Consider the following 9815-nt stretch of genomic DNA (forward strand, 5'->3'; position numbering starts at 1 on the left):
CCGGTGATGAACAGCCAATCGAACCAGCAGGGGATGGCGATCATCAGTGCGCTGTTGATTGCGGCGGTGGTCGCGGTGATTGCGGCGGGGATGTTGACCCGGCAGAGCGTTTCGACCCGCGCGCTGGAGGCGGACCAACAGCGGGTGCAGGGGCGTTGGTTGTTGCACGGTGGGCTGGAGATCAGTCGGCAGTTGCTTTGGGATGCGCGGCAGCGTGATCCGTTGACCCGGCTCGATCAGCCGTGGGCGCAGCGTTTGAATGCGCAAGGTTTCGAGGTGCGGCTGGAGGATGAGCAGGGCAAGTTCAACCTGCGCAATCTGGTGGCCAACGAGCGTGTCGATGAGGCGCAGGTGCAGGCGTTTCAGCGGCTGTGCGCGTTGATCGGCGTCAGCGCCGGGTTGAGTCAGCGCATCAGTCAGCGGGTGATCGGCTCCTATCCGTATCTGTTGAATCCGCAGATTGCCGAAAACACCGCGAGCAAAAACACCTTTGACAGTGGCCGTGCCACGTCGCCGAATGCTTCGCGCAAGCCACAGAATCCGAAGTTGCCGATGCTGCGCAGTGTCGAGGATTTGCGCAGTGTCGAGGGCGTGAATGACGCGGTGATTGCCAAACTGGCGCCGTACCTGACGGTGATCCCGGCGACCACTTGGCTCAACGGCAATACCGCCACCGCGCCGGTGCTGGCCGCGTATGTGCCGGGGTTGTCGCTGGAGCGGGCGCAGGCGCTGATCAATGAGCGCGATGCCGGGCGCTGGTTCATCAACCGTGGTGATTTCGTCAACCGCTTGCGCATGCCGAGTCTGGAGCTGACCAGCGTCAAGGTCGGCATCACCAGTGACTGGTTTCGTCTGCGTGGCGAGGCGCGGCGTGATCAGCGGCGGGTCAGCCTCGATGCGTTGTTGCACCGCAGCGAGGATCGTCTGCCGCAGGTGATCTGGTCGCGGGTGGGCGTATGAGTCAGTTGCGTGTGAGTTTGCCGCCACTGGCGCAGTTGAGTCTCGACAGTGAAATGGACTGTGCGTGGCTGGACCGGCAGGGGCAGGTCATTCGTGAGCAGCGCCAGACCTTTAGCCAACTGGGGCAGTTAGCAAAGCAGCCCCCGCTGAGCGTTTTTCTGCACCCGGCGGACAGCCTGCTGGCGAGCATCGACCTGCCGCCATTGCCGGCGAACAAGACCGCAGCGGCGGTGCAATGCGCGGCGCAGGCCTTGATGCTCGGCGACTGTAATGACATGCACATCGCTCACAGTTCGCGGGACGAAGCGGGGCAGGTGCAGATTGCCTGGGCGCCGCGTCAACGCTTGCAGCATCTGGGGCAATTGCTGAAGCAGGCCGGTTTGAATCTGCGTGGTTTGTACCCGGCGGCGTACCGCTTGCCGGTGCTGCCGGGCACGGTGGCCTGTCGGCAGGACGGCCATTTGTTGCTGCGCAAAAGCGTGCAGGTTGCGCGGGTGCAGCCGCTGTTCGACGACGAGATTGGCGACTGGCTGCTGACTTGCGGCGCGCCGCTGCACTGGATCGGTTCGGCAGCGCCGGCGGAAGCGCAATTGCCGATGGCCGAGGCGCAGCGCTGGACCGGACCGTTGCCCGGTTGGGGCCTGCAGGGTGCGGTGCAACAGCAGCGCAGCGAGCATCGCGGTTGGGGCCGGGCGCTGGGGCTGTGCGCATTGGCGGTGGCGGTGTGGGTCATCGGCTTGAACCTGTATGCCGCTCGCGAGGCGAGTCAGGGCCAGCAGCTCAAGGCGCAGATGGCGCTGCGGGTGAAGCAGGCCTTTCCCGAGTTGCCGGTAATCCTCAATCCGCTACAACAGGCGCGTCAGCAATTGGCGGCGCGGCAGAAGGGCGCGGCGGAGGATCCGGCGCAGCCGTTCAATCGGCTGGTGTTGCAGGCCGGCAGCGGCATGCCGTTCATGGCCGGCACGGTCGAGCGCCTGACGTTTATCGATGGCACGTTGCAGTTGAGTCTGCTGGCCGAGGCCCGGCGCAGCGCCAATGACAAGGACAAGGATTGGCAAGCCGCATTGGCCCAGGTCGGGATCAGTGCGACGGCTGACGATGAAGGCTGGCTGCTGCGCCCGAGCGACGAAGTCAGCACTCCCGACGAAAGCGCTGACGACAACGGAGCAGAAGATGAATAAGGCATCGCTCGCGGTGTACCGCGCCCGTTGGCAGCGTTTCAGCGCTCAGTTGCAGGTGCGCTGGCAAGCGTTGACCCTGCGGGAAAAACGCATGGTAGGCGGCATGGCGGTGGTGCTGCTGTCGCTGTTGGTGTGGGTGGCATTGATCCAGCCGCCGCTGAAAAAAATCACTTATTGGCAAGCCGAAACGCCGAAGTTGCGCGCGCAGACCGAAGCGCTGGAAGTGCTGTTGCGCGAGGTCAGTGTGCGTCCGCAAGGGCAAAGTCTTGCGCAGTCTCTTGAACAGACGCTACAGGCCAGCGGCCTGGCCGGGCATTACCAATTGCAAGCCGGAGAGGCCGGCGCCTGGCAACTGACGTTCGACGCGGCGCCAGCCGATGCCGTGCTCGACTGGCTGTTGAGCACCCCGGCACAACTTTCTCTGCAAGTGGTCGAGGCCCGTCTGCAACGCGCCGACAACGCTTCGACCGAAGTCACTGCCGGCACATTGTCAGGCACCGTTCGCATGGATCAGGCGCTGGGCGCTAAGGAAGCTTCATGAAGGGGTCAGGATCCAAACCGGCACGTCTGGCGTTGCCGATGCTGCTGATGGCATTGAGCGCGTGCAGCAACACCACCGCGCCGCCGAACCAGCCGCCGTTGCTGGTGGACAGCGAACTCGGCCGCCCATTGGCCAACACCCAGCGCAGCGGTGATGCGCTGCTCGATCGGCAACGCGCCCAGGCACAAACCGCACCGCAACCACGGCAGATGCACAACATCACCGAACGCGCGCGCAGTGGCGGCGCCCCGCGCGGCAGCACACTGCCGAGCAATCCGCTGGGCGATCAGCCGGTGACGCTGAATTTTGTCGATGCCGATATTCAAGCGGTGGTGCGCGCGTTGTCGCGTTCCACCGGCCAGCAGTTTCTGGTCGACCCTCGGGTCAAGGGCAGCCTGACGCTGGTCTCGGAAGGTCAGGTGCCGGCACGCCAGGCCTATGACATGTTGCTCGCGGCGTTGCGCATGCAGGGCTTCAGCGTGGTCGATGTCGGCGGCGTCGCCCAGGTGGTGCCGGAGGCCGACGCGAAACTGCTCGGCGGGCCGATCTACAGCCCGGACAAACCCGCCGGCAACGGCATGCTCACCCGCACCTTTCGCCTGCAATACGAGAACGCGGTAAACCTGATTCCGGTGCTGCGCCCGATCGTCTCGCCGAACAATCCGATCAATGCCTACCCCGGCAACAACACCATCGTCGTCACCGATTACGCCGAGAACCTGACCCGCGTCGCCCAGTTGATCCAGACCATCGACACGCCTAGTGCGATCGACACCGACGTGGTGCAGATCCAGAACGGCATCGCCGCCGACATCGCGCCGATGGTCGCGGATCTGCTCGACGCGCCGGGCAACGATCCGACGCAGAAAATTGCGGTGATCGGCGACCCGCGTTCCAACACCATCATCATCCGCGCCGGCAGCCCCGAGCGCACCGAGCTGGCGCGCAACCTGATCTACAAACTCGACAACGCGCAGAGCAATCCGAGCAACCTGCACGTGGTTTATCTGCGTAACGCGCAAGCGGCGAAACTGGCGCAAGCGTTGCGCGGCCTGCTGACCGGCGAGAGCGACAGCGGCACCAGCGACAGTGCGCGCTCGGTGCTCAGTGCCATGGGCAGCAACGGCAACAACAATGGCGGTTCGAGCGCGCAGAGCGGCACGCAAAACAGTGGCAACACTTCGACCACTTCCAGCACGGGCAGCACTGGCGGCAGTTACGCCCAGGGCAGCAGCTCGACCAGCAGCGCCGGCAGTCAGGCCAGCGAACAGAACGTTGCGTTCAGTGCTGGCGGGGTGACGATTCAGGCCGACGCGACCACCAACACCCTGCTGATTTCTGCGCCGGAGCCGTTGTATCGCAACCTGCGCGAGGTCATCGATTTGCTCGACCAGCGCCGTGCGCAAGTGGTGATCGAGAGCCTGATTGTTGAAGTTGGCGAGGACGATGCCAGCGAATTCGGTGTGCAGTGGCAGACCGGCAATCTCGGCGGTAAAGGCGTGATCGGTGGGGCGAATCTTGGCGGTTCGGGGATCAATCTCAATGGCAAGACCAGTCTCGATGTGCTGCCCCAGGGTTTGAACCTCGGTTACGTCAACGGCACTGTCGACATTCCCGGCATCGGCAAGATCCTCGACCTCAAAGTGTTGGCCCGGGCGCTGAAGAGCAAGGGCGGCACCAACGTGCTGTCGACGCCGAACCTGCTGACCCTCGATAACGAAGCGGCGAGTATTTTTGTCGGCCAGACCATCCCGTTTGTCAGCGGCAGCTACGTCACTGGCGGCGGTGGCACCAGCAACAACCCGTTCCAGACCGTGACGCGGGAAGAGGTGGGCTTGAAGCTGAATGTGCGGCCGCAGATTTCCGAGGGCGGTACGGTCAAGCTCGACATCTATCAGGAGGTCAGCAGCATCGACGAACGCGCTTCGGCCAGCGCGACGTCGGCAGGGATCGTCACCAACAAACGTGCGATTGATACCAGCATCCTGCTCGACGACGGGCAGATCATGGTCCTCGGCGGCTTGCTGCAGGACGGCTACAGCCAGAGCAACGAAGCGGTGCCATGGCTGGGAACCCTGCCGGGGATCGGTGCACTGTTTCGCAACGAACGCCGGGCGATCACCAAGACCAACCTGATGGTGTTCCTGCGCCCGTACATCATCCGCGACAGCGAAGCGGGGCGCAGCATTACCCTCAACCGCTACGACTTCATGCGCCGCGCCCAGGGCGGCCTGCAACCGGAACGCAGCTGGGCAATGCCGGACATGCAGGCGCCGCAGTTGCCAACGGCGGCGCAGGGGGTGCCGAGTCCGGTTCCGGCTTCGGGGCCGAGAGCGACGATCAAAGCGGTGCCGATCGAAGGGAGCACGCGCTTTTGAACAGCATTATGACTGTGGCGAGGGAGCTTGCTCCCGCTCGGGTGCGAAGCGCCCGCAAGTCCGACATGCAAGGTGTGTCTGCGGAAATGGGGTTGCAGGGTTTGGGTCTGCTGCGCAGCCCAGCGGGAGCAAGCTCCCTCGCCACAAAAACATGTTCAGACCCGAGAGTTGGGGAGGTTTTGAGATGAGTTCGCTTCCCTGCGCTTGGTCCAAGGCCATGAACTTGGCCCGCAAGCTGAAAAACATTTCTGTGGCGAGGGAGCTTGCTCCCGCTGGGCTGCGCAGCAGACCCAAAACCTGCTACCTCATTCTTCCAGATACACCCGGCATGCCGGATTTACGGGGGCTTCGCCCCCTAGCGGGAGCAAGCTCCCTCGCCACAGGGGAATTGGGGGGCCTCAAGAGATGAGTGCATTGCCCTACGCCTGGGCCAAGGCCCAGCGCATTCTGTTGTGCGACGGTGTGCTGACCGTGTGCCCATCGACGCCCGGCTGGTCGATCAGCGAGGTGCGGCGGCAGTTCGGTGAGACGTCGCTCAAGCGCGTGCGCGACGACGAACTCGACGGCCTGCTCGCCACGGCCTACGCCGACACCGGCAGCGCCGCCGCCGTAGTCGGCGCGGCAGAAAACGAAGTCGATCTCGACCGCCTGATGCAGGACATGCCGGAAATCACCGACCTGCTCGACACCCAGGACGGTGCGCCGGTGATCCGTATGATCAACGCCTTGCTCACCCAGGCCGCCCGCGATGAGGCCAGCGACATTCATATCGAACCGTTCGAAACCCATTCGGTGGTGCGCTACCGGGTCGACGGCACCCTGCGCGACGTGGTTTCGCCGCGCAAGGCATTGCACGGCGCGCTGGTGTCGCGGATCAAGATCATGGCGCAACTCGACATCGCCGAAAAACGCTTGCCGCAGGACGGCCGCATCGCGCTGCGTGTGGCCGGGCGGCCGATCGATATTCGCGTCTCCACCGTGCCCACCGGGCATGGCGAGCGGGTGGTGATGCGCTTGCTCGACAAACAGGCCGGGCGTCTGCACCTGGAAACCCTCGGCATGGACGCGCAGGTGCTGGCCAGACTCGATCACCTGATCCGCCAGCCCCACGGCATCGTGCTGGTCACCGGCCCCACCGGCAGCGGCAAGACCACCAGCCTCTACGCCGCGCTGGCGCGGCTGGATGCCAGCACCAGCAACATCCTCACCGTGGAGGACCCGGTGGAATACGATCTGCCGGGGATCAGCCAGATTCAGGTCAACGCCAAGATCGACATGACCTTCGCCCTGGCGTTGCGGGCAATTCTGCGCCAGGACCCGGACATCATCATGATCGGCGAAATCCGCGACCTGGAAACCGCACAAATCGCCGTGCAGGCGTCGCTCACCGGTCACCTGGTGCTGGCGACGCTGCACACCAACGACGCGGTGTCGGCGGTCAATCGCTTGATCGACATGGGCGTCGAGCCGTTTCTGCTCGCGTCGTCGATGCTCGGCGTACTGGCGCAACGCTTGGTGCGACGGCTGTGCAATCAGTGCAAACAGGAAGATCCGGCAGCGCCGGGGACGTGGCGCCCGGTCGGTTGCGCGGCGTGCAATCACACCGGCTACAGCGGCCGCACTGGCATCCACGAATTGTTCTGCATCGACGACGACATCCGCACCCTGATTCACCAAGGGGCAGGGGAGCAGGCCTTGCGTGCGGCAGCGGCGAAGGCCGGGATGTTCAGCCTGCGTGAAGACGGCGAACGCTGGATTCGCAGCGGTGCCACGGCGCCGGAAGAAATCCTTCGTGTGACACGGGACGCCTGATGAATCGCTATCGTTTTGAAGCCGCCGACGCTACCGGCAAGATCGAATCCGGGCATCTGGAAGCGGACAGCCAGGGCGCGGCGTTCGGCGTGTTGCGCAGCCGTGGGTTGACCGCGTTGTCGGTGCACAAGGAAAGCAACGTCGCCCAGCATGGCGGCGGTGGTCTGTTCAGTGCGCGCATGTCGGATAACGATCTGGCCTGGGCCACCCGGCAACTGGCGAGTCTGCTCGGTGCCAGCCTGCCGTTGGAAGCGGCACTCAGCGCGACGGTGGAGCAGGCCGAGAAAAAACACATCGCCCATACCCTCAGTGCGGTGCGCGCCGATGTGCGCAGCGGCATGCGTCTGGCCGAGTCGCTGGCGGCGCGACCACGGGATTTTCCGGAGATTTACCGCGCGTTGATCGCTGCGGGGGAGGAGTCCGGTGATCTGGCGCAGGTGATGGAGCGCCTGGCGGATTACATCGAAGAGCGCAACAACCTGCGCGGCAAGATCCTCACCGCGTTTATCTATCCGGGTGTGGTCGGGCTGGTGTCGATCGGCATTGTGATTTTCCTGCTCAGTTATGTGGTGCCGCAGGTGGTCAGTGCGTTTTCCCAGGCACGGCAGGACTTGCCGGGGCTGACCTTGGCGATGCTCACCGCCAGTGATTTCATTCGGGCGTGGGGCTGGTTGTGTGCAGCGGTGATCGCTGGTGCTTTCTGGAGCTGGCGCCTGTATTTGCGCAATCCGGCGGCGCGGTTGAGTTGGCACCATCGGGTGCTGAAATTGCCGCTGATCGGGCGTTTCGTGTTGGGCCTGAACACTGCGCGATTCGCCTCGACCCTGGCGATTCTCGGCGGTGCCGGGGTGCCGTTGTTGCGGGCGTTGGAGGCGGCGCGGCAGACGTTATCCAATGATCGACTCAGCCTTAGCGTCAGCGACGCCACGGCCAAGGTTCGCGAAGGGGTGAACCTCGCGGCGGCGTTGCGGGTGGAGAACGTGTTTCCGCCGGTGCTGATTCATCTGATCGCCAGCGGCGAGAAAACCGGCGCACTGCCACCGATGCTCGAACGTGCGGCGCAAACGCTGTCCCGCGATATCGAACGGCGGGCAATGGGCATGACCGCGTTGCTCGAACCGCTGATGATTGTGGTAATGGGTGGGGTGGTGCTGGTGATTGTGATGGCGGTGTTGTTGCCGATCATTGAGATCAACCAGTTGGTGCAGTAGCTGCGATTGATGTTGTCTGCCCGGGCCCCATCGCTGGCAAGCCAGCTCCCACAGGGGGCAGTGTTGTTAATGCGATCTGTGTCACAACATCAATACCTGTGGGAGCTGGCTTGCCAGCGATAGGGCCATGCAGAACAACAAATAATTCAGACTTTTTTCCAAGGCTTCAGCATCACCCGAGTCAGGTTTCCCCCATCCTCGGGTTCTCCTTTCTGTCATCTGCAACCACCCCGCAACGGCTGCAGCCAATTTCAGCCAAACCCACGATCCAGACCCCTCGCCATCCCCCGCAAACACCCGAGAAAACCCGCTGAAAAACCCCGCGCAGCTCCCGAGGTTTTTTCCTTTATCTGTCACCGGAAACTGCGAATTTCTCAGTGCGACTTAACCACGGACCCCGCTTGCGAAGGTCAGCGGTGAGTCTTCCCAGTGTCATGCAAGACCCCTGAAAACCTGTGTTCACACCCATCGTTGAAAAGGAGATTCTTCATGTTCAAGCGCACTCTGATCGCCGCTTCCCTGACCGTCGCCGCCCTGGCTTCCGCTCAAGCCATGGCCGTTACCGGTGGTGGCGCCACTCTGCCAGCCGCTCTGTACAAAGGTTCGGCCGACAGCATCCTGCCAGCCAACTTCAGCTACGCCGCCGTGGGCAGCGGTGCCGGCAAGATTGCTTTCCTGACCAACAATCCGGCCGGCTTCAGCACCACCGGCACCGTGCATTTCGCCGGTAGCGATTCGATCCTCAGCGCTTCGGAAATCAGCACCTACAACACCACCTACGGCGCTTCGTACGGCCCGCTGATTCAACTGCCTTCGGTGGCCACTTCGGTTGCCATCCCGTACAAAAAAGCCGGCCAGACCGCTCTGAACCTGACCAGCGCTCAGTTGTGCGATGCGTTCTCCGGTGCCAAAACTACTTGGGGCCAGCTGCTCGGAACCACCGACACCACGCCGATTCGCGTTGTTTACCGCAACGTTTCCAGCGGCACTTCGGAAATCCTCAGCCGTCACTTGAACTCGGTCTGCCCGACTCAGTTCGCTACCAACTCGACCTTCACCAACGCTCGTCTGCCAGCCGGTTCGGCCCTGCCGTCGAACTGGGTCGGCGTTGCCAACACTGCCGATGTCGCCACTGCCGTGAACGCGGTTGACGGTTCGATCGGTTATGTCGGTCCGGACGGTGTCGACGCTACCAGCAACGCTGTTGTTGCTCGCGTCAACGGTGTTCAGCCAACTTCGCTCAACGTCACCCTCGCACTGTCGTCGGTGTCCGCTCCTTCGACCCCGGCCCAGGCTGCAAACCCTGCCAACTGGTCGCCCGTGGTGGCTAACCCGGCTTCGGGCTACAAACTGGCTGCCTACACCAACTTCATCTTCGGTCAGTGCTACAAGGATGCAACCGTGGCCGCGGCCGTCAAAGCCTTTCTGACTCAGCACTACAGCAACCCGGGCAACAACACTGCGACTCAGGCCCACAAGTTCGTCGCCGTGCCTAACGCCTGGAAAACCGCTGTAACCGCCAACTTCATCACCAACACCTCAGGCAACAACCTGGACATCAACAACGCCAGCGTCTGCAACGCTATTGGTCGTCCTTTGTAAGCTCGCGCGGTCGTAACAGCGATGACGGCAACCTTCGGGTTGCCGTCATTTTTTTTGGCTCGGATACACGCCCAACATGAAGTTTGTGTGACATCCGTTCGGTCGCGCCTTCCGCCAACTGCCTATGTCG

General features: G+C 63.1%; 7 protein-coding genes. All 7 read left to right on the forward strand.

Going from position 1 to position 9815, the window contains the following annotated elements; all coding sequences use genetic code 11:
* Positions 1-6: 6 nt before the first annotated feature.
* The 7 genes from gspK to ACIP8I_RS00355 all read left to right on the forward strand — a co-directional run bounded on the left by gspK (position 7) and on the right by ACIP8I_RS00355 (position 9685).
* Positions 7-960: a type II secretion system minor pseudopilin GspK gene (gene gspK, locus ACIP8I_RS00325; protein ID WP_400757868.1), complete on the forward strand. Its 954-nt coding sequence runs from the start codon at positions 7-9 to the stop codon at positions 958-960.
* A complete protein-coding gene (gspL, locus tag ACIP8I_RS00330; RefSeq protein ID WP_400757870.1) occupies positions 957-2141 on the forward strand; it encodes a type II secretion system protein GspL in 1185 nt (394 codons plus the stop codon). Before gspK ends, gspL begins: the two co-directional genes overlap by 4 nt.
* Entirely contained in the window at positions 2134-2682 is a 549-nt protein-coding gene (gene gspM, locus ACIP8I_RS00335; protein WP_285373867.1) for a type II secretion system protein GspM, read from the forward strand. Before gspL ends, gspM begins: the two co-directional genes overlap by 8 nt.
* The gene (gene gspD / locus ACIP8I_RS00340) at positions 2679-5060 is read left to right on the forward strand and encodes a type II secretion system secretin GspD (RefSeq protein WP_400757873.1); all 2382 of its coding nucleotides are present in this window, start codon (positions 2679-2681) and stop codon (positions 5058-5060) included. Before gspM ends, gspD begins: the two co-directional genes overlap by 4 nt.
* Before the next feature lie 405 nt (positions 5061-5465).
* Entirely contained in the window at positions 5466-6872 is a 1407-nt protein-coding gene (gene gspE / locus ACIP8I_RS00345; protein WP_400757874.1) for a type II secretion system ATPase GspE, read from the forward strand.
* Complete coding sequence (gene gspF, locus ACIP8I_RS00350; RefSeq protein ID WP_108590403.1) at positions 6872-8083, forward strand: type II secretion system inner membrane protein GspF; 1212 nt, start codon at positions 6872-6874, stop codon at positions 8081-8083. Before gspE ends, gspF begins: the two co-directional genes overlap by 1 nt.
* Positions 8084-8572: 489 nt before the next feature.
* The gene (locus tag ACIP8I_RS00355) at positions 8573-9685 is read left to right on the forward strand and encodes a substrate-binding domain-containing protein (protein WP_400757876.1); all 1113 of its coding nucleotides are present in this window, start codon (positions 8573-8575) and stop codon (positions 9683-9685) included.
* Positions 9686-9815 lie beyond the last annotated feature (130 nt).

The sequence above is a fragment of the Pseudomonas sp. NPDC088414 genome (genome assembly GCF_044753325.1).
Classification (GTDB): domain Bacteria; phylum Pseudomonadota; class Gammaproteobacteria; order Pseudomonadales; family Pseudomonadaceae; genus Aquipseudomonas.